This window comes from Photobacterium pectinilyticum (genome assembly GCF_024357955.1).
GTDB lineage: Bacteria > Pseudomonadota > Gammaproteobacteria > Enterobacterales > Vibrionaceae > Photobacterium > Photobacterium pectinilyticum.
The window spans coordinates 17,937-40,262 of sequence record NZ_JANEYT010000042.1 but is presented as its reverse complement, the minus strand read 5'-3'; the positions used below and the strand labels follow the sequence as shown (position 1 = coordinate 40,262).

At 42.0% G+C, this 22,326-nt stretch carries 23 protein-coding genes; 19 read left to right on the top strand and 4 right to left on the bottom strand.

Annotated features, from left to right (window positions below):
- Positions 1–109: 109 nt before the first annotated feature.
- On the top strand, positions 110–580 hold the full coding sequence (locus tag NHN17_RS16710) for an RpiB/LacA/LacB family sugar-phosphate isomerase (protein ID WP_255043769.1): 471 nt from the start codon (positions 110–112) through the stop codon (positions 578–580).
- Positions 581–594: 14 nt separating this feature from the next.
- On the opposite strand, the gene NHN17_RS16705 is transcribed toward NHN17_RS16710, so the two are convergent.
- Together NHN17_RS16705 and NHN17_RS16700 are read right to left on the bottom strand one after the other, a co-directional pair.
- Positions 595–798 (bottom strand): hypothetical protein, encoded by a 204-nt coding sequence (locus tag NHN17_RS16705; protein ID WP_255043768.1) that lies wholly within the window; start codon positions 796–798, stop codon positions 595–597.
- A 376-nt stretch (positions 799–1,174) separates the two neighbouring features.
- On the bottom strand, positions 1,175–1,918 hold the full coding sequence (locus NHN17_RS16700) for a MaoC family dehydratase (RefSeq protein WP_255043767.1): 744 nt from the start codon (positions 1,916–1,918) through the stop codon (positions 1,175–1,177).
- Between the two features lie 620 nt (positions 1,919–2,538).
- Between NHN17_RS16700 and NHN17_RS16695 the strand changes: the two genes are divergently transcribed.
- The 4 genes from NHN17_RS16695 to NHN17_RS16680 all read left to right on the top strand — a co-directional run bounded on the left by NHN17_RS16695 (position 2,539) and on the right by NHN17_RS16680 (position 7,121).
- Positions 2,539–3,672: a serine hydrolase domain-containing protein gene (locus NHN17_RS16695; RefSeq protein ID WP_255043766.1), complete on the top strand. Its 1,134-nt coding sequence runs from the start codon at positions 2,539–2,541 to the stop codon at positions 3,670–3,672.
- Positions 3,673–3,695: 23 nt separating this feature from the next.
- Positions 3,696–3,920, top strand: a complete 225-nt coding sequence (locus NHN17_RS16690) for an alternative ribosome-rescue factor A (RefSeq protein ID WP_255043765.1) — start codon at positions 3,696–3,698, stop codon at positions 3,918–3,920.
- Positions 3,921–4,558: 638 nt separating this feature from the next.
- Positions 4,559–4,792: a hypothetical protein gene (locus tag NHN17_RS16685; protein WP_255043764.1), complete on the top strand. Its 234-nt coding sequence runs from the start codon at positions 4,559–4,561 to the stop codon at positions 4,790–4,792.
- 154 nt (positions 4,793–4,946) lie between these two features.
- The gene (locus tag NHN17_RS16680; RefSeq protein WP_255043762.1) at positions 4,947–7,121 is read left to right on the top strand and encodes a DUF6351 family protein; all 2,175 of its coding nucleotides are present in this window, start codon (positions 4,947–4,949) and stop codon (positions 7,119–7,121) included.
- A gap of 125 nt (positions 7,122–7,246) precedes the next feature.
- Here NHN17_RS16680 and NHN17_RS16675 read toward each other — a convergent pair whose 3' ends face one another.
- Positions 7,247–7,474, bottom strand: coding sequence for a PAS factor family protein (locus tag NHN17_RS16675; protein WP_255043761.1), 228 nt, complete (start codon positions 7,472–7,474; stop codon positions 7,247–7,249).
- A 312-nt stretch (positions 7,475–7,786) separates the two neighbouring features.
- On the opposite strand from NHN17_RS16675, the gene NHN17_RS16670 reads away from it, so the two are divergent.
- The 7 genes from NHN17_RS16670 to NHN17_RS16640 all read left to right on the top strand — a co-directional run bounded on the left by NHN17_RS16670 (position 7,787) and on the right by NHN17_RS16640 (position 13,812).
- On the top strand, positions 7,787–8,194 hold the full coding sequence (locus NHN17_RS16670) for a hypothetical protein (RefSeq protein ID WP_255043760.1): 408 nt from the start codon (positions 7,787–7,789) through the stop codon (positions 8,192–8,194).
- A gap of 192 nt (positions 8,195–8,386) precedes the next feature.
- Positions 8,387–8,800, top strand: a complete 414-nt coding sequence (locus tag NHN17_RS16665; RefSeq protein ID WP_255043759.1) for an NUDIX hydrolase — start codon at positions 8,387–8,389, stop codon at positions 8,798–8,800.
- 510 nt (positions 8,801–9,310) lie between these two features.
- The gene (kduI, locus tag NHN17_RS16660) at positions 9,311–10,144 is read left to right on the top strand and encodes a 5-dehydro-4-deoxy-D-glucuronate isomerase (RefSeq protein ID WP_255043757.1); all 834 of its coding nucleotides are present in this window, start codon (positions 9,311–9,313) and stop codon (positions 10,142–10,144) included.
- A 22-nt stretch (positions 10,145–10,166) separates the two neighbouring features.
- On the top strand, positions 10,167–11,150 hold the full coding sequence (locus NHN17_RS16655; protein ID WP_255043756.1) for a TRAP transporter substrate-binding protein: 984 nt from the start codon (positions 10,167–10,169) through the stop codon (positions 11,148–11,150).
- A 54-nt stretch (positions 11,151–11,204) separates the two neighbouring features.
- Positions 11,205–11,714 (top strand): TRAP transporter small permease, encoded by a 510-nt coding sequence (locus tag NHN17_RS16650; RefSeq protein ID WP_255043755.1) that lies wholly within the window; start codon positions 11,205–11,207, stop codon positions 11,712–11,714.
- A 5-nt stretch (positions 11,715–11,719) separates the two neighbouring features.
- Complete coding sequence (locus tag NHN17_RS16645) at positions 11,720–13,027, top strand: TRAP transporter large permease (RefSeq protein ID WP_255043754.1); 1,308 nt, start codon at positions 11,720–11,722, stop codon at positions 13,025–13,027.
- Between the two features lie 11 nt (positions 13,028–13,038).
- Positions 13,039–13,812: an IclR family transcriptional regulator gene (locus NHN17_RS16640; RefSeq protein WP_255043753.1), complete on the top strand. Its 774-nt coding sequence runs from the start codon at positions 13,039–13,041 to the stop codon at positions 13,810–13,812.
- A gap of 235 nt (positions 13,813–14,047) precedes the next feature.
- Here NHN17_RS16640 and NHN17_RS16635 read toward each other — a convergent pair whose 3' ends face one another.
- Complete coding sequence (locus NHN17_RS16635; RefSeq protein WP_255043752.1) at positions 14,048–14,929, bottom strand: PocR ligand-binding domain-containing protein; 882 nt, start codon at positions 14,927–14,929, stop codon at positions 14,048–14,050.
- A gap of 587 nt (positions 14,930–15,516) precedes the next feature.
- Between NHN17_RS16635 and pduA the strand changes: the two genes are divergently transcribed.
- The 7 genes from pduA to pduL all read left to right on the top strand — a co-directional run bounded on the left by pduA (position 15,517) and on the right by pduL (position 22,323).
- Complete coding sequence (gene pduA, locus NHN17_RS16630; protein WP_255043771.1) at positions 15,517–15,810, top strand: propanediol utilization microcompartment protein PduA; 294 nt, start codon at positions 15,517–15,519, stop codon at positions 15,808–15,810.
- The gene (gene pduB, locus NHN17_RS16625) at positions 15,807–16,640 is read left to right on the top strand and encodes a propanediol utilization microcompartment protein PduB (protein ID WP_274134440.1); all 834 of its coding nucleotides are present in this window, start codon (positions 15,807–15,809) and stop codon (positions 16,638–16,640) included. The genes pduA and pduB overlap by 4 nt, the downstream gene beginning before the upstream one ends.
- A 20-nt stretch (positions 16,641–16,660) precedes the next feature.
- Positions 16,661–19,174, top strand: a complete 2,514-nt coding sequence (locus NHN17_RS16620; protein WP_255043751.1) for a glycyl radical protein — start codon at positions 16,661–16,663, stop codon at positions 19,172–19,174.
- A 98-nt stretch (positions 19,175–19,272) separates the two neighbouring features.
- Positions 19,273–20,187, top strand: a complete 915-nt coding sequence (locus NHN17_RS16615) for a glycyl-radical enzyme activating protein (protein WP_255043749.1) — start codon at positions 19,273–19,275, stop codon at positions 20,185–20,187.
- Between the two features lie 18 nt (positions 20,188–20,205).
- A complete protein-coding gene (locus NHN17_RS16610; protein ID WP_255043748.1) occupies positions 20,206–21,030 on the top strand; it encodes an MIP/aquaporin family protein in 825 nt (274 codons plus the stop codon).
- Between the two features lie 67 nt (positions 21,031–21,097).
- Positions 21,098–21,694, top strand: coding sequence for a BMC domain-containing protein (locus NHN17_RS16605; RefSeq protein ID WP_255043747.1), 597 nt, complete (start codon positions 21,098–21,100; stop codon positions 21,692–21,694).
- The gene (pduL, locus tag NHN17_RS16600) at positions 21,691–22,323 is read left to right on the top strand and encodes a phosphate propanoyltransferase (RefSeq protein WP_255043746.1); all 633 of its coding nucleotides are present in this window, start codon (positions 21,691–21,693) and stop codon (positions 22,321–22,323) included. Before NHN17_RS16605 ends, pduL begins: the two co-directional genes overlap by 4 nt.
- The last annotated feature ends 3 nt before the right edge of the window (positions 22,324–22,326 follow it).

Genomic DNA, 22,326 nt, shown 5'->3' with positions numbered 1-22,326 from the left:
GTGGGCTTGGAGCATAAAAATTCCCTCCAGTTGCTGCCTACTTTAAGTTTAGCAACAACTTAAGGGAACATAGCGATAGGTATAGCTTTAAACAAAGGATTGAATCAATATGAAAATAGCAATTGGCAATGATCACATGGGTGTCGAGATGAAGTGTCGTATAACAGAAAATCTTGAGGCTTTGGGCCATACAATGGTGAACGTTGGTACCGATGATAAAGACCGAACACATTCCGCTTTGTATGCTGAGGAGGTAACAAACCTGATAAACCAAGGCAAGGTAGATAGAGGGATTTTGATTTGCGGCACAGGTGTTGGTATGTCAATCTGCGCCAATAAAGTTAACGATATTCGTGCAGTGATGGGGACAAACCTTTACACGGTAAAGCAATCAAAAGAGCATAATGATACCAATGTGCTTACCCTTGGTGCTCTCAATACCGATCTATCTACTGCATTGCAACTCGTTAAAACATGGCTCGATGCAAAGTTTGATGGTACGGAAACACGCCAATATAGACTTAGTCTTATTAGCGAGATAGAAGCTCATCAGCTAAAAAAAGAAGAACGTCATTCTTGAGCACAGAACTCAAGCTAACGAAGCGCTTCAATTACCATTGGCAGCAATTCTAGCCAACTATAAATAACAATAATGGCTATCACCACCGTCCATATAATGCGTTCGACCCAGCTCTTTCGGCTGTAGTAGCGAAACGGGTCTGGCTCACCACAGTTAGGGCAGGTATGGGCGCGTTTAGAAATCGATTTTTCGCAAAGAGGGCAAGCTAACAGCGGCATTCTTATCTACTCCATTCGGTTCAATTACTCTTTAAACATAGTGTAAAAGCAGTAGGTTAGTATGGATTGTTAAAACGAAAAATCATTAAAGGGTGAACCATATCAACTATTTCTACTTAATGGACTCCCAACGTTAAATGACGCGTATCTTGTTGGATATTAAGCACCTTTACTATTGCGGTAATGGCTAAAAAAGCAACTAAAGCAATAACGGTATCAAGGCTAATCATAATGGTAGGCTGAGCGCTGATATATCACACAGTTTTATAGGTTGGTATATTGGTTGGTGGGGCAGCAAGGCCTGATAGGCAGATACAAAAATGCCAAAGCACGTTGTCTTTGGCATAGCGAACTTTCTGGTTTGTTAGTTCTTGGGTTAGAAGTGTAGTTGAATAACCGATTCAGCGACACATCCTGGGCGTCGAACGCCTTCAATTTGAACCGTTAGCTCTTGAACAATTTCCAGACCCCGTTTAACTGGCTTTACAGACTGAATTTTAGTTGTAGCGCGAATACGGTTTTCAGATTTTACCGGATACGGGAAGCGGATCTGGTTGAAACCCAAGTTAACGGTCATTTTAGCCGTTGGGAACTTCTGATTCTCAGGGTCAACACTATCGGTAAGAACAGATAGCAGTGACAAGGTCAGGAAGCCATGTGCGATAGTCGTTTTAAATGGAGACTCTTCCGCAGCTCGTTCTGGGTTGGTGTGAATCCACTGATGATCTTCAGTAACATCAGCAAATTGATTAATACGACCCTGATCGACGGTCATCCATTCACCAGTATGGATAACTTCACCAAGGGTAGCCGTCAGTTCTTTGTAAAGCGCTTCAGCTTCAGGCTTCATTTCAATTGGCGCTGGAGTTGTTACAGCAGCTTTAGGTGCGATATTGTTCACTACAGTCTTTTCTATCTTTGTTTTACTAGGCTGTTCGACTACGTCATCGTTAGATGCAGACTGTTTATCCATAACAAGGGAACCAAGCTGAGTTTTGTTCGCTCGGTTAACGAAGTCAAGCCAGTGCTCACGCAATGAAGGAGAGAGTAAGTCTTTTAATTCAAATGCATGCAGTGATAGGTCACCACGTTTTTGCTTAAAATAATCGACAACTTTCATGACTTGATACCTTATTATTAAAAACTGCCTTAAGCCGAATCAAGGCGATGTATTGTAATGAGAAATGAAAATAATAAAAGAAAAAATGTGTTCTAGCTCTCGGTTTTCTCATTGGTTTTCTTTTAAGTTATTGTTTTATTGAGATAAGTGATTTTTGTTGTTTTAGTGTAAAAATACTAATCAGCAGACTTCTGGTATTAAACTGCTAGTAAAATCGCCGTTTCTCTACAATTTAAGCTTACACCTGTAAGTTAATTCAGCGTACAGGTGTAAATATATTTCAGCGTACACGTGTGTATTTATTTTTAATGATGAAAGCATAAAAAATACACTGTATAAAACTAATGCTGAATAAATGCATATTAGAGTAAATCAAATAAAAATGCTCTAAAAAATAGCAGTATTTTATTCTCTTCGAAAAAACTTTACGTAATGGAATTGCTAATTTGTCAATGATGTCACTAAGCATGACATGCATTCTCAATTGAGAGAAAAAAGCCCTTTCATTGATACGTCTACGCTTAAAGCCAAGCAATTTAAAACGAAGTTACTTGGATATAGATCCAATTCATTCCTTGGCGTGTTTTGGTAAATATAATTTTGGCTAGGTAGTAAAGTTGATGAAAAGTTATTGGATCCTGGGGTTAGCCTTGTGGTTGCTGACGTCAGTGCCAGTCGTTGCTGCTGAATACGATGACATGGCAGTTGAACTTGATCAATATGTCAAAAAAGCGGTTAAGAAGGGCATTCCGGGTGCCTCATTAGCAGTTGTTATTAATGGTGATATCAGGTTATTACGAGGATATGGCGTAACCAAAAAAGGGAGTAAAAACAAGATAGACTCGGCGACTGTATTTCCACTGGCTTCCATATCAAAGACGTTCGCCTCCGCTGCGGTGTCGATTCTTGTTGATCAGGGAGTTATAGAGTGGGACACCCATGTTGTACCGTATTTGGATAACATCGAATTCAGTGATCCACAGTTAGGCAAAGACGTGACATTACGGCATCTTTTATCTCATACCACAGGCTTGGTTCCCCAAGCTTATTCTGACTTGATTGAAGATAATGTGAAGTACACGCGTATTCTGCAGATGCTTGATAGAGTCAAGTTTGTCTGTGACCCGGGCAAGTGTTATGGCTATCAAAATGTGGTCTACAACCTTTCCGCGGATATGTTAAAACTGGCTGTCGGGATGGATTACTCAAACTTTGTGCAAGAGAATATTTTTCTGCCGCTCGAAATGGATAATGCATCATATGGAATGGAGGGGTTTAAGCAGTCAGCTAACCGTGTTACGCCCCATGTAAAAGTGAAAGCGGGCTTTGCACCCGTTAAGCCTGCTCCATATTACTATCGAGTGCCGGCAGCTGCAGGAGTTAATGCTAGTGCACAAGACCTATCTAAGTGGATGCTTGCGCAATTTGGTCATAATCCTTCTGTATTGCAGCCACCATTGTTGGAGATAATGCATAAGCCGCACATTCGGGCTAATCAGTATCGATACCGGGCGAAACTCAGTAATGTGCATTACGGTTTAGGATGGCGGACGTTTGATTACAAGGGGATTTCCGGCTTTGTGCATCATGGCGGTTGGGTTAAAGGGATCCGTACTGAGATGTTGTTTAATCGTCATACTCAGACAGGAATGGTTTTTTTGACTAACTGCGAAACAGATGTTGCGAGGGAGATTGTACTTCACTTCCTTAAGCTGTATCGTCAACGGTTCGGACAACAAAAGGGCAAAATCTAGAGTAATCTAAGAGGAATTTATCTATGGGTAAGAAAATAAAGCAGTCACTCACAATAGTCAGTGATAATTATGATATTGGCTCAGTTGATACTGAGTTCGGCCGGGGCGTAATCAAGGACAATGCATTAAAAGCGGTGGTCACTAGCCAGTTATTCAAAACCCGCGTAGTTAAAGCCAAAAAAGGGAAGGGAAGCTTTAGACGTAAAGATAAATATTCAGGACGAGAGTCCTATTCAATGGCTGCTTAACCGCTGCTCCCATTGAATAGGACTTTCTTTTAGTCGGGCCTAATGCAGTTTGAACTTGACATTTATTTCGCATTCATTCCGGGAATGCAGTTGTTCAATATGCTGCGTTACATTCGGTATTATCAGCTAATAACGTGTGTCTCTCCCAGCGGGCTGCGTCCATAACTCCTCCTATCGTATATCTAAATTGAGAAGTACTTATTCTGCACTTATCGCCATTAATGATAATTACTATCATTTGGTCGATGGCTCGGTCCAACCATTCTCCGCAGTTATTGTGATTTTCAGGCTCTCGCAGTAAAAATGAGGTGTTCATCACATCATGTATAACTAGCCGTCGTTGGTGTCATGGTTTGCTTTTCACCGTTCGTATATTAACCCGCTTTTTCTTACAAATGACCCAATTCGGGGTTGTTTATTTTCTGTTCAGATTGCATTATGTCCAACCCTGTAACGGGGTGCTGTGACCACTAAAGTCTTTTGTTTTTAATGCTTTAGAGGTTTTATGTTAAAAAAGTGACAGTTTGATGCTGGCTAGGTCATTGAGTTATCAGCTGTTTGAATGCAAACACACTATTGGGTTGGTACTTTTTTGTCACAGGCCTAATAGTCTTGAATCAAGAAAACAGAATAGATAGATGAAAAAGCAAATTACAATCAAAACACGTAATACGCGCCGAACCAAAAACATCCTCGGTGTGGGGTGTGGAGCGGTGGTAACCGGGCTTCTTTTCGCTGGAAGCGTACAATCAGCGGGAAAATGGGTAGAAGTCGAAAATGTTCATAATGGACGAGCACCGTTGTGCCATCACATTGAAAGTGGTGAGCTGAAGTTCTGCTCTGACATTCAGCAAGAGCATGAAGAGCCATAATTTGTCAAAAAGGGAGCACTGCATAGTGCTCCCTTTTTGCTTTTAATCACGGCAATTTGTCCAGCCTATCTAATTATTAAATCTAGATATCAAGGTTTTGTTGTGTCGTAATAACGCTAAACTCTTTATAGGAGAGTGATGCGTTGTTGATGCGATGAAAAAATTCATATTAGGCGTGTTTTATCTTTTTATTCTATTTATCATAACTTTACAGTTTGATAGTCAGGGCGGTATTGTCACTCGTCAAGTCAAAGCGCTAGCGCCGCTTGAGCATAATCACTTATTGCAAATCGATGGGCATATTAGCCAAAGTCCGCGACCAGAAGAAACGTTTACCTTTCCAATTAGAGTTGGTGACATTGGCCCTGTTAACTCACTCTATTCCGGTCCGAATCAACACCCCTTTTTCTGTATGACCGTCGACTCTGGTTTGGGGCAGCCGATTGTTGACAATCAAGATGGATATGGCGTCCCCGTGTATGATCCATTTGATGGTACAAAGCGAATTGGCTACTCCAAAGACTGCGCACTAAAGACGCAGTTGTCATACGTTGTCGTAGATGAAAAGAATGGTGTTTCCAATCGTACCGAGCTGGAGCTCAAGCAGAGCCCACCAAGTGAAAGTGACATACTTATTCGCGTTGAGAAGGGGACGATCAACCGCTACATCTATTCGATAGTAATGCCGATAAACATTGATGAAGTTGGTAAGCAAGATAGTGCGAAAGTGTGGAATAAACGTTTAATTTATCGCTTTGAAGGTGGTTCAGGCCTAGGTTTCCGGCAGGGCAAGATGAAATTGCACCGGCTGATCAAAAAAGAGCTGGCACAAATTAGAAAGGGCTATGCTGTGATTGCCTCTACTGGTAACAAAACCAGTTACGGCTATAACATGTTATTGGCCGAAGATACCGCAAGAAGAGTGAAGACACAATTTGTCAGCTTATTTGGTGAGCCTTTATATACCGTTGGTATTGGTGGTTCAGGAGGAGGGTTGGCACAGTACTTGATTGCTCAAAACAGCGAAGGGATCCTAGACGGTTTGCTGCCCTTGTACTCATACCCAGATATGGTGAGTGTGTCGATATATGCCTTGGATTGCGATTTACTCAATACCTACTTCAGCTTCAGAGCAAGTGATAGAGAGCGCTGGCAAGATTGGCAGTCTCGGCAGCATATCGAAGGGCTGAGAGCCATTAATAAAGCAGAACAACGGTTTGGCTGGCTGCAGCCTTTAAATCAATTAGTACGTTTTAAACTGCCGGAATTTCCGCAGGGAAATAGCGAATGTATCAATGGTTTCTTTGGCTTAAGTAGCTATTTGAACAATCCGCGACAGGGTTTTTTGCAGCCTTACTATCATGAATCGGTGGTCGAGAAGGTCAATTGGAACTACTGGCAAGATCTCGTTCATATTTATGGTCAGGACGAACAAGGCTTTGCTCAATCAACATGGGACAACGTCGGTGTTCAATATGGGCTACAAGCATTACGTGATAAAACAATCAGCCTAGATGAGTTCATTGAAATAAATCAGAAAATTGGTGCTTGGAAGCCGTTTGATGCGATGGAATCGGAGAAAAAGCTAAGCCTCAGTGCCAGCATTCCACCATTGTGGTTATCATTGTGGGGGGAGCATAATGTTACTGAAGATAACACTATACCGGCAAAACGGCGCTCAGCCTCCATTTCGACAATCGAGCGTGCCTATCAGTATGGCCAGGTGTTCATTGGCCGAGTAAGTCTACCTATTATCGATATTCGTCATCACTTGGAAGATGATTTGAATATGCATCACACTTCGGCTTCATTCGCGACCCGTTTGCGGATTTTAGATGAAATGCACCATGCTGATAACCATGTTATTTGGATTTCAGATAAGCAGTATAATCCGGTAGAGCATGCTTATGGACTGATGGATGAATGGTTAATGGCAATTAAAAATCAACCCGAATCGATGAGTTATGAGCAGAAAGTGATGGTAACCAAACCACCGTTAGCAACGGATACCTGTTTTAATGCTGATGGGAATATACATGCCTCTGGGAGAGGGGTCTTTGACGGGCTGTGGAATGGCAAAGAAAATGGTCCGTGTGCTGATGCATTCCCGATTTATAGCAATAGCCGCATTCAAGCAGGAGCCCCATGGCAAGGGAGTATATTCAAATGTCACACAATCCCAGTCACGGCGGCGATAGAAAAAGGAATGTATGGAGACGTTGATGTTACGGCTCAGCTTATAGCGCTAGAAAAAACCTTTCCTGACGGTGTTTGCGATTATTCATTAGGTGACAAGGGGAGGCCTAAGTCAATGGCGCATTACCAATGAAGGCAACAACGCTAAATAATGTATGTAGTAAAGGCGCTTGGCTAACGCATAGTGACGGTGTAACCATAGTGTGGCAATGGCAAGTTTAAACGACCCAATGCAAAGAAAGGGTCGTTTACTACACTCTAGAAGAGCTCCTTGAGAGCCAAATCAACAGCTTTCTTTATCTGATTAGAGCACTCTAATTTTCCTGAGCTTGCAGGACCTAGTACGTTTGTGTACAGAGCCAGTTGCTTGCAAAATGGCAAACCCAGTTGTTCATACAACCCCTGGCGAATTTCAGCGTGGTGCTCTGGGTTTTGGGCGGTTAGACGCATTGAAGTGTCGTAAATGAGTGTAGCTACATTATCCATCTTGTTTTTACCTCATAGTTTATTGGGGAAGTTGAGTTCATCCCTTATACAGGCTCAATTCTGTATGTTAAATCTTATCATAATACAAATAAATGTGAAGTTTGAATATCCACAAATTCAACAGACATCGATCTTGTCGTTTTAGGTTGAGCACTATGGATAGCTGTACTGAAAAAAGTGCATAGCTAAGGGCCAAATCATAAGCATCGTCAGCGATGGCTGTGCTGTTGGGGGAAGGCTTGAAAAGTATCAAGGTCTTATCTTATGGTTGTGTAATGCCTCTTCGGAAGAAACTGCGCTATTGTTTATATAATGAAGTGGTTAGCTGAGGTTTCGGAGATGATAAGATTTATATTAGTATTATTGGTTGCGATCGTTTCTACTGGTTGTGGGACAAGTGACAGTGCTTTAATTGAAGGTGGTCATAACATGTCTTATATTCAAGGTTTTCACGACGGTAGGCATAGTGGTATGCAAGAAACTGGTAATAACTTTGAAAACTATATAAAAGATGAAAAACGTTATGAATCAGATGTCGATTATAAACAAGGTTGGCTTGCCGGTGAGTCTGAGGGTAAAAAACTGCAAGCTGAAGCAACAGCGGTTGGTAAAGGGATTGCTGGCAGTTACCCACTAAAAACTGAAACGACCAATCCCGACGACGTAGCAAAAGAAGTGTTAAAAGGTATCGATACATCAGATCTGAAAAGCTTAAAGTAAAGGCATACCAGCGTTTAAGGATGCCTCCTGGTGTTTGGCGTTATTAGTCTCGGTCGTTTGGTGTTTATGGTGCAAGGTTCAGGTTTTAGGGTGCTATTTAACGCGGCTAGCAAAACCTTGTGCTTGGATGATATTTGTCGTAGATACAATAATGGTTGGTAATGTGAATCAACGTAGAGTTTGTGAGAGATAATGAATAAAGTAATCGATAAATTAGCGTGGGTATTTATTCGTGACGGTAAGCTTTTAACTGTTAGGTCGAAAGGCAAGGAATTGTTCTATCTCCCTGGTGGTAAACGTGAAGCAGGGGAAAGCGATAAACAAGCGCTTATACGAGAAATTAAAGAAGAATTATCTGTTGATTTAGTGGCAGATACCATGAAGTACGTTGAGGTTTTCACAGCTCAAGCCGATGGTAAAGAGCAGGGGGTGTCTGTCAAATTAACGTGCTATACCTCTGATTATAAAGGTGAGTTACAGCCTGATGCTGAAATTGAAGAACTAAAGTTCGTTGATGAAAGTAATGAATGTATTTGTTCTATTGCCACTATTGTCGCTTTGAAATGGCTTGGTTCTCGCTCTCTAATTACAGTGAGTAATGGTTAGTAAATCCACTAACATACACATAGCTAGTTTTTGCGATAGGCTGTTCTTGGTCAAAAGATTTTATCGTAGAGCCCGCATTTAGTTCCCTTCTATTTTATTTTCTATCTCAGGGTATTTAGCACGTTTATTCCTGGTTTCCTACTGAGTGCATAGTGCCTGCATGTTGGAAGGTATGAAGACTCGATTTCTTTTTGAATCTTTTTACCGTTAATACCAATCTGGATAAGTCGTTGATCAAATATTTATGTCGGTTGGTACAACAACGCTTCATATTACTTTAGATCTCACAATTAAAACTCAGTTAGATGCAAAAATGTAACCGCACGATCTGAAGTTCCGTTTATTGAAATGCCATTTTATAAAGTTGACTCAGTTCAAAAAACAACCATTTTTTCTCTAATATTTGGAGTCGATGATCACGATTCCATCTGTTCACATGCGACTGATATTTATCATATATGAACAAGTGCTATTATCAAACGTATAACTTACTGCATAAGAAGGGAATTTATGCTTACAAAGTATTCAGCAAACCCATGTGACGTTAAAAAGTACACTACGAGCCAGCTGCGAGATGAGTTTTTAATTGACGATCTATTTGTGAAATCAGAAGTGAAAGTCGTTTATAGCCATATTGATCGCGCAGTAGCTCTCGGGATTTGCCCTATCGATGAGCCACTTATTCTCGAGGAATGGATCGATAACAAATCGTTTGGCACTGCGTTTTTTCTCGAGCGAAGAGAGTTAGGGTTGACCTGTCTGTCTGGCAAAGTACGCGTAACCATTGACGCCCAAACCTACGATTTGAATGCAATGGATGCACTCTATGTCGGACTAGGTTCTAGAAATATTAGTATCGAAAAGCTAGAGGGTGACGCGACTATTTATGGCCTAAGTGCTCCGGCACATAAATCATTACCCACCAAATTGATACCCCAACATGAAGCACGTGAAGTAAAACTCGGGGCGCTGGAAACGGCAAATCAACGAACTATCTATCAATACCTTCACCCAGATGTGATTGAAACTTGCCAGTTATGTATGGGGATAACACACCTCGCGGCAGGTAGTGTTTGGAATACAATGCCGGCACATACACACGAACGGCGAATGGAAGCATATGTTTATTTCAATATTAAACCGGAACAAACTGTATTTCACATGATGGGAGAGCCCACAGAAACTCGCCACATCATCGTAAGAGATAGGCAACTAGTACTCTCACCGAGTTGGTCGATCCATTCTGGTTGTGGTACGCAAAATTATAGCTTTGTATGGGGAATGTTAGGTGAAAATCAAACATTCGATGACATGGACTTTATTCCAATGGATACATTGGCTTAGATGATAATAATAGGAAGTTAACATGAACAAAATGCTGAAAAACGTACTTTTTACCACTGTAACTGGTATCACCATGACAATGTCATCAATGACTTTTGCTGCAACTGAGATTAAAACCGCTTTTAATCAGTCAGACCAGCACCCTCAATACTTAGCACTGGAAGAGTTTGGTAAGCAGTTGGAGATGGCTACCGATGGTCGCTACACGGTTAAAATTTATCCAAATGCTTTATTAGGCGATCAGCGAGCTTCACTAGAACTAGTACAATCAGGTGCAGTTCAAATGGCGGTCGTTGCTAATCCACTGGTAGAAAACTACGACAAAACCTTCACAGCAATCGGTATGCCTTTTGCCTATACCGGCATTGAACACCAGGAAAAAGTCTTCACTTCTGGTGCTTTAGATTCGCTATTTTCGTCAACCAAAAAGTTTGGCTTTGAAGTTTTGACTGCTTATACCGCGGGTTCTCGTAATGTTTATACCAAAGGTAGTAACGTTAAATCTGTTTCGGATATGAAAGGTCAAAAAATCCGCGTAATGCAGTCTAACACCATGGTTGAAATGCTGGGGTGTATGGGGGGCACTGGTGTTCCAATGAGTCAAGGTGAAGTATATACAGCCGTTCAACAAGGTGTACTTGATGGCGGTGAGAACAACGAAATAACTTATGCAGATATGAAACACTATGAGGTCGCACCTTACTTCAGTAAAACCTCTCATTTAATGGTTCCTGACCTTGTGATCATTAGCGATGATTTTATCAACTCAATGTCTAAGAGCGACCAAGCTACAATTCGCAAACTAGCGAAAGAATCAACAGTCGACGAGTTCGCTAAATGGAATGCCAAAATAGGTCAAGCTCGTGCACTTGCAGAAAACAATGGTGCAACGTTTGTAGATGTTGATGTTAAACAATTCCAAGACAGCTGCAAACCGCTTCAGCAAAAATTAATCAAAACTGATGCGCAAAAAGAACTGACGAAAGCGATCAGTGATTTGAGCTAAATTTATTGGAGCTAGGCAAGCGTCTAGCTCCCTTTATTTCAAGGAAAGAATCTAGTGGAAAAATGGTTGTTTTGGGCAGAGAAGTCAAAAATCATCATTGACTGGGTAGTAGAGCGAACGTGTATTGCAATAATGGCTTTGCTTACAATTATTGTAACCTATCAGGTTGTTACCCGTTACATTTTTGACAGCCCAAGTGCAGTGAGTGAAGTGTTGTCAAGGTACATGTTTGTTTGGTTGGTATTGATTGGCGGTGCTTATGTGTTTGGACTAAGGGAACACATGGCAATCAGTTATGTTCGCGACAAGCTCTCTCCTAAAACAGGGGTTCTCGTTGATATTTTTACGGAATGGGCTATCGCTATTTTTGCTTATATCGTTATGTGGCAGGGCGGTTACAAGGCGTCAGTACGCCAAATGTGGCAACTTGATTCTGCATTAGAAATCCCAATGGGTGTGATTTACTCTGCATTGCCAATTTCTGGTGCGCTAATTCTAGTTTATTTCATTATCAATCAATTGAAACTAATCCACCAGTTTCAGAAACTGAGCGTAAAAGGATAAGTCGTATGGATGCTGCTACTCTCGCTGCGTTAATTATGTTCGGCGGTGCGATTTTTCTGCTGATTTTAGGAGCACCAATAAGTATTAGTATTGGCCTCCCTTCTTTTGTCGCTATGGTAAGTATTCTGCCGATGGCGGGAGCTATGACTACTGCCGCTCAGCGTATGTTTACTGGGCTTGATAGCTTTGCTCTTTTAGCTATCCCCTTTTTTATACTGGCTGGGAATATCATGAACAATGGAGGTATCGCTATACGCTTAATTAATTGTTCACGTATTGTTACTGGATATTTCCCGGGAGCATTGGCACAAACGAATGTTGTATCAAATATGCTATTTGGTTCGATAAGTGGCTCAGGTGTTGCCTCGGCGGCAGCTATCGGTGGCATCATGAACCCAATCCAAGAAAAAGAGGGCTACAATTCAGCATTCAGAACGGCTGTCAATATAGCCTCAGCGCCCACAGGTATGCTTATACCACCAAGTAATACTCTCATTGTTTATGCAACCGTTGCTGGTTCCGTATCAATATCGGCACTGTTTATGGGAGGCTATTTACCTGGGCTTTTATGGGGAGGTGGGGTCATGCTAATGGCGGGAGTTATGGCTTACCGCAGAGGCTACATGTCGAAGCATGTACTAAGTGGTTCTGAACGAGTGCGATTGTTCATTGATGCGATTCCAAGTCTTTCATTGGTTGTTGTGGTCATAGGGGGTATTCTTGCAGGCATTTTCACTCCAACGGAAGCTTCTGCGATAGCAGTGGTATACTCGCTTGCACTAGGATTTATTTATAAGGCATTGAAAGTCGAACAGTTACCTACTATTTTGCTTTCGACGGCCAAACTTACGGCTATTGTTATCTTTATGATCGCCGCTTCATCTGTTATGTCGTGGGTCATGGCGTTCACACATATTCCTGGAGCGATTGCTGATACACTTTTGTCGCTAACCGATAATCCAATAATTATTCTACTGATCATCAATGTGGTACTGCTGTTCGTTGGGACTTTTATGGACCCAACACCAGCAGTGTTGATTTTTACACCAATTTTCTTACCTATCTGTGTGAATTTAGGTATGGATCCAGTTCAATTTGGTATTTTACTCGTGTTTAACCTATCGTTAGGCACCATTACACCACCGGTAGGGCCAATATTGTTCACAGGGTGTAAAATCAGCGATATCAAAATTGACCATGTAATTAAAACACTGCTACCATTCTTTGCCGTGATATTTATGGTGTTGATGGCGGTTACCTATATCCCAGCAATATCGATGACGCTCCCCAAAATGATGGGTTTGGTTAATTAAGGAGAACGTACTTGGAAAAAGCAGTTAGGCAGGAGTATAACGCCCCCGCGCTAGAAAAAGGCTTGGACATTTTAGAGCTATTGGCAAGTGTAGCAGGCCCCATGTCAAAAAAGCAGATCGCAGAAACTGTCGGTCGTAGCGTAGGTGAAATTTTCCGAGTACTTTCTGTGTTAACTCGTCGAGGCTATGTCACATTTCATGAAGAGAGTGGTAAATATGAGTTTTCCATGCAGATGTTTAATGTAGCCAATCAATATCCACCACAATCTCAGTTACTTAATGTAGCTAAACCGCTGATGAAAGAATTGAGTGAAAAAGTCAATCAGTCATGTCATATTTCCTGGTATGACAGTCAGCACCTTGTTGTCATTGGTCGTGAAGAAAGCCCATACAAAATGGGCTTTAGTCTCAAGATTGGTGCTAAGTTGGATGTGTGCTCTTCTGGCTCGGGGATTGTGCTTTTAAGCTTTTGTGATTCACAAAAAAGAGAAAAAATATTTAAACAAAGTGGTGCTACTGAAAATGAAATGCTGCAAGCAAAATCGCAGATAGAACAAACGAAAAAACTGGGTTACTTTATTGGTCCAAGCCCACAAATATCAGGGATCATGAATATTAGTGTGCCTATTTTTTCAGGACTAGATTTTCTCGCTGTTCTGACTGTACCGTATGTTACCCTTGATTCGGATGCTGTTCACCACGCGGTTGACAGTATTGAAACCACAAAAAATGAGTTGTTAGAAATCTGTCGAACAATTAGTTGTCAATTAACTCCTGGAGTTTAACTAGCAAGGCAGCTAGGTGGCTCAATTAATCTTACTCGATCTAATCCATTGCTATGAGCCTGCCTTCTCGGCGCTCGTAATATTCAGTGATGGTTTTCCTTGTTGAGATGAAGAATCTTTGCGATAGGCTGTTCTTGGTATAAGTACCTGATCGTGTGACTAGGATTTAGTTATTGATACATTTATTCTGAGTGACGGTTTATTATTCATTTACATTATATGGTGAAAATAAAAGTTAGTTAATTTCTGATATTTCATTATTATGTCTAAACTCTAAAGGAGTCATGTCACACTGTTTTTTGAATTGTTTAATAAAATAACTAGCATTATTGTATCCAACTTGTTTGGCTACATCACTTACTGACGCATTATTATTAGTTAATATTAATTTTGCATCATTAATTCGTTGTTGATTAAGATAGGCATTGAAACCTATGTTGATATGCTTTTTAAATAATCTGCTGAAGTAAAATGGACTTAGATCAACGTGATAAGCGACACTATCTAATGTTAATTCTGATGTTATGTTTTTATTTATAAATTCAATCGCTTTTTCAATTTTATATTTGCTTTGAATACAGTTTCTTTCATTAGATAAAGACTCTTCATTAGATTTTGATAGTGAGCTTAAAACTAATTTTTCAGAAAGGTAGTTATCAATGATTGTTTTTAAAATTGCTGAAGCAGAGACGATTTTACGCATTTTTACAGTTGGCATTTCATCGTATAACCTCATCAATTCTTTATTTTGATGCCAGTTGTGCTTATGATGAGTGATGATCGGTATCCTACTTTTATCGACAATTTTTGCTTGTCCGCACTGTACAAATCCAAGTAGGTTTCCTTTTATCATCAATGGGATAGAGAAATCAATCAAGCCAACATGACATCGATAAAACATTGTTTTTTGCTCTTGAAGGCTAGTTAACCCACCAACCCGATCGCAGCGTTTGCAAATTTCAAAAAGTGAACTGTGAGTACGGATTCTTTCGCATAAGGGGGTGAAGTTAAAACGGGGAGATATTTCATTCCCGTCGAGATCAACAACAAGTACCGCTAATCCAGTTGCCATTGCAAAGTCATAAGCAATTTCATTTACTATATCATTAGAAATCATCTTGTTGAAAACCTCAGAAATTGCCTAGTTACGCTTCAATTCTTTATATGAATTATTCTATCGTAATTTATATACACAAAGTATGACATGTGACTCATTTGTTTAAGCATAATAATAAATTTTGTGCATTGGTGGTTGCTGTATTTTACTTCTGCGAAGTGAAGAAGTGCTTATTTTTTTGATCTATACGACACTTTACACTTTTGTCATCTTACCTAAACGCAAAAAATGCTTATTGAATTTGTTGTGTTTCATTACTTAAAACAGCATTAAATAGAAAATTATTGCTATATAATAAAAAATTCTTGTCAATCAATAGTCCTTTCGTAGCAACATAATTAAATTGTTAACGCTTAGAATCAAACACACCAAAGTTACTGTGAACAGAGATATGACTGACTTGCTTAGGAATTACACCTGAACAATCAGGGCTGTTGAATCAAAGTAATTTAGGTACATGGATTTTTAATTAGTTTCTATACCCGTTTTACTTGAAGGCACCATAAGCCTGTTAAAACGAGTCATCATTTAGGTGATGTTTGTCGATTTAAGGTAATCCGGTATACACCAATAAAGAGGCGACAATGATGCAACAAGAAGCGTTAGGAATGGTTGAAACTCGCGGTTTAACTGCAGCAATTGAAGCTGCCGATACCATGGTTAAATCTGCAAATGTTCAGTTGGTTGGCTATGAAAAGATTGGTTCAGGGCTAATCACAGTGGTTGTTCGTGGTGATGTAGGGGCAGTAAAAGCTGCGACAGATGCTGGTGCTTGTGCCGCTAGTAACGTGGGTGATGTCATTGCCACTCATGTTATTCCAAGGCCACATACGGATGTTGAAGCTGTACTACCCGCCGCCCTTCCTGAAGGAATTGCATGATGACAACGATAACAACAGTAGAGCAAATAATCTCTGATGTATTAGAGAAGGTCGGGGAGCAGGGAGAGACTTCCCTCGTACCCGTGACTAGCCAACCTCCTGAAGTAATCACACGTCAAGAACCTGTAAAAGCCAAAAAAAACAATGCAATGACAGAGTTTGTTGGCACTGCAATTGGTGACACGATTGGCCTCGTGATTGCGAACGTTGATAGTCAACTTTTAGAAGTGATGAACCTCGATAAGAAATACCGCTCTATCGGTATATTGGGAGCGAGAACAGGTGCCGGCCCACATATTATGGCTGCGGATGAAGCCGTAAAAGCAACCAATACTGAAGTCGTGAAAATCGAACTACCTCGTGACACCAAAGGTGGTGCGGGACATGGTTCATTAATCATCTTTGGTGGTTCGGATGTGTCTGATGTTAAGCGTGCTGTGGAAGTCGCGCTTAGTCAACTAGAGCGTACCTTTGGTGATGTTTATGCCAATGATGCGGGCCATGTGGAACTGCAATACAGCGCTCGTGCTAGCTATGCATTGGAGAAAGCCTTTGGGGCGCCACTGGGCAGGGCCTGCGGCGTTATTGTTGGTGCACCAGCTTCTATTGGTGTGTTAATGGCGGATGCTGCGCTTAAAGCGGCCAATGTTAATACCGTCGCTTACTGTTCTCCGGCGAATGGAACGAGCTTTTCGAATGAAGCTACCTTGGTCATTTCTGGTGACTCTGGTGCGGTTCGACAAGCGGTTTCGACTGCTCGTGAAATTGGTATCAGCTTGCTTGAAACCATGGGTGGTGAAGCCCCGTCTGCTACTAAACCCTACATTTAGGCCATAGAAGGATAATAATAATGAAACCTGTATCACAAGGATTTAGTGAGCCGACGTGTCGTGTCGAGTCACTACGTAACCAAATATTAGATGCTGTGCCGTGTATTGAAACAGCCCGTGCTTTAGCGATTACTGCCTCTTATAAAGAAACTGAAGGTAAACCTGCAATCATTCGTCGCGCTAAGGCGTTTGAGCGTATTCTAGCCGAACTCCCTGTCGTGATCCGCGATAATGAATTGGTCGTGGGCAGTGCAACCATTGAACCTCGTTCATCACAAATCTTTCCTGAGTTCTCAAACACCTGGATTGAGGATGAATTTGAGCGTGTCGGTAAGCGAAGCGGTGATTCATTTCAAATTTCTGAGCAAGCAAAACAAGAACTACGCGAAGTATTCCCATATTGGCAGGGTAAAACGACCAGTGAACTTGCCACCTCTTATATGTCATCAGACACGCAAGCGTGTATGGATGCCGGCGTATTTACCGTTGGTAACTATTACATGAATGGAGTAGGGCACATTTCTGTCGATTACGGAAAAGTGCTTAAAGTTGGTTATCAGGGAATTATTACCGAAGTCGCTGAGAAAATGTTATCGGCTGATAAGACGTGCCCTGATTACATCAAGCAAGAACAGTTTTATAAAGGCATTATTATCTCTTGTAATGCCGCGATTCAGTTTGCGAAACGTTATGCCAATAAGGCCAGTGAATTAGCGCAATCAGCAAGTGGTGCTCGTCAAGCAGAGCTGCAAAAAATTGCTGAAACTTGCCGTCGTGTTCCAGAGCAAGGTGCGACGAATTTCCATGAGGCGTGTCAGGCATTTTGGTTTGTCCATCTGATGATTGGTTTGGAATCCAATGGCCACTCGATTTCACCAACCCGTTTTGATCAGTACATGCACCCTTACTTTGAAATGGACAAAGAAATTTCACCTGAGTGTGCACAAGAGCTGATTGATTGTATTTGGGTTAAACTTAACGATATTAACAAAGTGCGTGATGAGGTATCTACCAATGCGTTTGGTGGCTACCCTATGTTCCAAAATTTGATTGTTGGTGGCCAAGATCAAAATGGTGAAGATGCAACTAACACCTTGTCTTATATGTGTATGGAAGCAACCGCGCGCGTACGTTTACCTCAGCCTTCGTTCTCGGTTCGTGTATGGTCGAAAACGCCGAATGAGTTCTTGCTTAAAGCGTGTGAGTTGAGCCGCTTAGGTTTAGGGGTTCCTGCTTTCTATAACGATGAAGTGATTGTTACCGCTCTGGTTAACCGGGGTTTGAGCCTGCAAGATGCACGTCAGTACGGCATTATCGGCTGTGTGGAACCTCAGTGCCCAGGTAAAACAGAAGGTTGGCATGATTCGGCATTCTTTAATCTAGGTAAATTACTAGAGATCACTCTCAATGGTGGTAAAGTTGATGGTCAACAACTGGGTCCAGTTACGCCACAGCTTACTGAATTAAAATCTTTTGATGAGCTAATGGATGCTTATCAAAAGCAAGCTGAATACTTTGTTCTTCACCTGATCACTGCCGATAACTGTGTTGATATTTCACATGCCGAGCGTGCACCATTGCCGTATCTGTCGTGCATGGTCGATGACTGTATCGGTGATGGTAAGTCTCTGCAAGAAGGTGGCGCACAGTACAACTTCAGTGGTCCGCAAGGTGTGGGTGCGGCGAATGTTGGCGATTCACTCACTGCGATTAAGAAACTGGTATTTGATGAAGGTAAGTTGACCCTTCAACAAGTTAAAGATGCCTTGGATACCAATTTTGGCGGTGAAGCTGCCGGACCAACTAATAGCGCCAATGATCCTGCCTATGACATGGTGATGGATGCAGTGAAGAAAGTACTTGCCGAAACTGGCTCTGCAGCTTTACTGGATTCGCAAGCATTGAAGAGTAATGTGAGCGTTTTGACCTCGAAAACGAACTCGGTACGTCAAATGCTGATTGATGCGCCGAAATTTGGTAATGACATTGATGAGGTGGATTTGCTCACACGAGAAGGTGCAGCGATTTACTGTCGTGAGGTTCAAAAATACACCAACCCTCGTGGTGGTTCATTCCAAGCGGGACTTTATCCTGCGTCAATCAATGTTTTGATGGGAACCGCAGTAGGAGCGACACCGGATGGCAGGATGGCCGGTGAACCGTTGGCTGATGGTGTGTCGCCTAGTCGTGGTATGGATAGAAGTGGACCAACTGCAGCGACTAACTCAGTGGCTAAATTGGACCACTTTATTGCCTCAAACGGTACCTTGTATAACCAAAAATTCCATCCAACTGCTTTGCAAGGTGAGAATGGGCTTAGCAATATGGGTGCACTCATCCGTAGTTACTTCGACCATAAAGGTATGCACGTACAGTTCAACGTGGTTAACCGTGACATCTTGTTAGCGGCACAAAAAGAACCAGAGAAATATCGTGACTTAGTCATTCGTATTGCGGGTTACAGTGCGCAATTTATTTCTTTGGATAAGAGTATCCAAGACGACATTATTGAACGTACTGAACATATGTTCTAAGTCAAGATGCTCCGCATATAACAAGTTAATCATAAATTTATTATGAAAGGTTTTTTATGTGCGGAGTCGTCTAGATACTAATGGTGGAAGGTTATTCTATGTATAACGAAGATACGCAAGGCACGGTATTTAATATTCAGAAGTTTTCATTACATGATGGTCCAGGAATTAGAACTATTGTGTTTTTGAAAGGGTGTTATTTGTCTTGTAAATGGTGCAGTAATCCAGAATCACAGAAATTCAAACCATCGGTGATGTTTGAAAAAGAAAAGTGTATTGGGTGTGGTAACTGCGCTAAAACCTGCCCTCAAGAAGCGATAAGTTTAAATCGCCCTAATCGGGTAGATCATGACAAATGTATTGGCTGTGGTAGTTGTGTTGGCGTTTGCCCATCCAATGCGTTGACGCTTGCCGGCAGTAAAATGAGTGTAAAAGAAGTACTGGATGAAGTGTGTAAAGATTCAGTGCATTATCGGCGTTCTAATGGAGGGCTAACCCTGTCAGGTGGTGAACCGTTAGCGCAACCGGAGTTTGTTGAAGAGCTGCTTCGTGCGGCAAAGGCTCGTGGCTTACATACGGCGATGGAGACCACTGGAATTGCTAGCCCAGATGTATTGAAGCGAATAATCCCTTTGTTGGATGTCGTTCTGTTGGATATAAAAACCTTCTACAGTAAGCAACATGAGAAATATACTGGTTTGGCAAATGAAGTGGTGCTTAAAAATGCTTTGACAATTTCCAAGTTAGCGAAGCAGGTATCAATAAGAGTACCTCTAATTCCAGAGTTTAACGCCGATGAACAAAGTGTAAAAGCGATTGCAACTTTCGCTACCCACATGGATAACGTTGCCAGATTACACCTTCTTCCTTATCACAATTTTGGTCAAAACAAATATTCCTTGCTTGGTAAAGAATATTATTGCAAGGAGTTTAAAACGCCGTCAAATGACGAAGTCAACCGATATAAAGAAATTGTGGAATCCCTCGGTATTGAGTGTGTGGTTGGCGGTTAAAATTATTAAGGATATAAAATGAGTAATTTTATTGAAAAAAAACTTCTGCACCAATGCATATCAGAATTTCTTGGCCTGGGTGTTGTTATTTTCTTCGGCGTGAGTTGTTTGTGTGCTTCTGTACTGGCTGGCGCTAACTTTAGTTTGTGGGAAATATGTATTGTATGGGGTGTCGCATTTGCTTTAGGTATTTACCTGAGTGCAGGGGTGTCTGGTGCACACCTAAATCCGGCCGTGACCATTGCATTATGGCGGTATGCAAATTTCGATGGTAATAAAGTTGTTCCGTATATCGTTGCCCAGACAGCCGGGGCATTTTCTGGGGCGGCACTGGCCTATTTGATTTATCACAACCTATTTGATGTATATGAACTGGCAAACGGCATTACCCGTGGTAGTGTGGACAGCCTTTCTTTAGCCGGGCTATTCAGCACCTATCCTCATTCTGATATCAGCATTTTACAAGCAGGTGTGGTTGAGTTTGTAATTACTGCGGTATTGATGTTGTTGATCATGGCATTAACTGATGATGGTAACGGTTTACCACGTGGTCCACTGGCTCCACTGTTAATTGGTTTGCTCGTCGCTGTCATTGGTGCAGCAACCGCACCACTAACTGGCTTTGCTCTTAACCCTGCTCGTGACTTCGGCCCTAAACTGTTTACTGCCATGAGTGGTTGGGGGGAAATTGCCTTTACTGGTGGTAGTGTTTTCCCTTACTTCATTGTACCTATTGTGGCGCCAATCCTTGGTGCGTGTGCGGGTGCCAGCCTGTATTCATTCAAACCCCGCGAAGAAAGTGATGCGCAGCCTGAGACGGCTGATGCTTCAGCGCAAAGCTAGTATCTCTTGCAAGGCAGGCTTGTCTGCCTGCCTTGCTTGAGGGTCTTATTATTTAGAGGTAGACGTGATGAAAAGTGCATTCGGGATGGTTGAGGTGACTGGGTTAGCGTTAGCAATTACCGTTGCTGATGTAATGGCAAAATCAGCCAATATAAAAATTCTGGGTTTAGAGCGGGTTAATGGTTTTGGCTGGATACTGATTAAAGTGGCTGGCGATGTGGGCTCAGTCAATGCGGCTGTTGATACTGGTGCGTCGTTTGCCCGAGCCCAACAAGGGCTATGTGGGAGCAAAGTCATTGCCCGCCCTGCTGATGGTTTGGATCGGTTATTGAATGAACCACCAAAGCTCAAATCCAATAGCTTCAAAGGCGTAGAGAATCAATCTACACAAAAAGCCAAGGCAATTGCGTTGGAGAACGCCGGTCATAAAAAAGCACCGACTAAGCGCACGACGGCTAAAAGCACTAACGTTAAAAGTACTACCGTCAAAAGCACACCAACAAGACAGCAAAAAAACATTCAGCCAGCTGCGGCAGCCCAAACAGAAGAAACAGAAAAAGGGACGCTTCAAGGCAAACAGCGTCAGCCTTCAACTATATCACCTGCTGCGAGTAGCAATAGCAAAGCAGGCACCGTTAGTAATAAAGAAGGAAGTGCAGTATGAGTGTTGTGGATGCGGGTGCTATTGCGGCTAAAGTCGTTGATGTGCTTCGTCATAGGGCTGTTCCTGTCGGAATATCTAACCGCCATGTTCATCTCTCGCAAGATGATTTTGCGCGGTTGTTTCCTGGCCAAAACCTCGGTGTTTCCAAGCCCTTGGCTCAGCCTGGGCATTTTGCAGCATCGCAAACGGTGTCTCTGAGAGGCCCGAAAGGGGTTATCAATAACGTTCGTATTCTTGGCCCAATACGTACTTATACCCAGGTGGAGGTTTCGGCGACCCAAGCCAGGGAGTTAGGCATTAAGCCGCCAGTCAGAATGTCTGGTGATTTAGAGGGCTCGGCGGGTATCGAGATTATCAGTGAGCATGGGGCGATCACCCTTGAGCAGGGAGTCATTATCGCTAAACGTCATATTCACATGAATACTTTCGATGCCTTGTTGTTTGGGGTTGAGGATTGTCAGTCTGTCAATGTTTTGGTCGGTGAAGCGCCACGAACGGTGTTATTTAAAGATGTGGTGATCCGTGTTGATCCGCAGCTCGTGTTAGAGATGCACCTTGATACAGATGAGGCCAATGCCGCGGGCTTGAAGGGTGCAAATGATGTGGGCGAAATAGTTTTTCAGGAGTAATGC